We start from the raw sequence: 1379 nt of genomic DNA, 5'->3' as shown, positions 1-1379 counted from the left end.
GTCCTTGCTGTGGCGTGCACTGGGGAGCCGGTGGTGCGCCTTGCGGCTGGTTCGAGCCATTGAGCAGCGCGCGCGGAACCTGCGAGAGCGCCTGGCGCAGCTCGCGCACCGCCGGGTAGCGCTCGTCCTTTCGGAGCGCCATGGCCTTGAGCATGATCGCTTCGAGCGGCGGCGGGATGGCGGGATTGACATGTCGTGGGTTGGGTGGAGGAACCTCTCCGGCCATCACGTCGACCGACACCGGGGGCAGCTCACTGGTCATGAGGTCGTACATGGTCGCGCCGAGGGAATAGATGTCGGAGCGCACGTCGGTGCCGCCCTTGCCGCTGAACTGCTCCACGGGTGCGAACTCCGCCGTTCCGGCGCCCTTGAGGAAGGTGCCGGTCGTCTGTCCGGTCTCGAACGTGCGGGCGATGCCGAAGTCGATGAGGCGGATCTGGCCGCTGCAATCGAGCATGACGTTGCTCGGCTTGAGGTCGCGGAACAGGACGGGGGGCTGCCGGCCGTGCAGGTATTCGAGGACATCGGCGATCTGGTCGATCCAGCCGACCACATCTGCCAGGGTCACGCCCGGCTCCATCGACGCGTCGAGCAGGGTTCGACCGTCGACCAGGCCCATGACCAGGTACGCGCTCTCGCCGTCTTCGAAGAAGTCGGTGACGGGAACCAGCCGGGGATGTTCGAGGGACGCGAGCAGGTGGGCTTCGTTGCGGAACTGCGCGATGGCCTTCGCGCGATCATCGGCACGGGCGATCTGCACCTGCATCTGCTTGACGGCCACCTTCTTGCCGCCCAGGCTGCGGTCGAAGGCGAGATAGACAGCGCTCATGCCGCCCTCTCCCAGCACCGAGTCGATTGCGTATCGCTCTTTCAACAGGGTTCCCGTGGTCAGCACGTCCCCGCTCCCTCCCACCCTCTCACGCCGTGGCCCCGGCTCTCCGCGCGCATCACGGTTCGCCTCGTGTCAGGGCGCGCCCGTCAGCGTCACCTTCACAGCGCCTTGCATACAGATTGCGACACCTGAGCATTCGACTTGTTTCATCGCTCCTCCCGCAGTGCGTGGGAGGTCATGGCGTGCAGAGGCGCAGCAGCTCGCGCGCCAGCGCGTCTCGCTTTGCGAGATACAGGCGGGGGCGCATCGACTCGGCGTCGCGCAGGATGGCGTCGATCTGGCTCAGCCGCTGCTCGGGGGCGCTGATCTGGCGCTGCTGCAGCTCCTCGCGGTACTTTGAAATGACCTCGTCGTGCTTGCCATTGCGCGAAGCATCGAGAGCAATACGCATGGTGAGGAGGCTCGCGGTGCGTGCGTGGCCGGGTTCACCAGCCGTTCGCTGACGGGGCGGCTTCGGGAATCGCCCAGGGCGGCCGTCGGGCTCTGG

General features: G+C 66.9%; 2 protein-coding genes. Both read right to left on the bottom strand.

The genetic code is table 11. The features are described from left to right. The coding region (locus EB084_25545; GenBank protein NDD31629.1) for a serine/threonine protein kinase at positions 1-895 on the bottom strand (895 nt) is incomplete at its 3' end. Positions 896-1067: 172 nt separating this feature from the next. Continuing rightward, on the bottom strand, positions 1068-1379 hold a 312-nt coding region (locus EB084_25540; protein NDD31628.1), incomplete at its 5' end, for a hypothetical protein.

This window comes from Pseudomonadota bacterium, from assembly GCA_010028905.1.
GTDB lineage: Bacteria > Vulcanimicrobiota > Xenobia > RGZZ01 > RGZZ01 > RGZZ01.
Note: the sequence above shows the minus strand (reverse complement) of the source record. Positions and strands in the feature narration are given on the sequence as shown.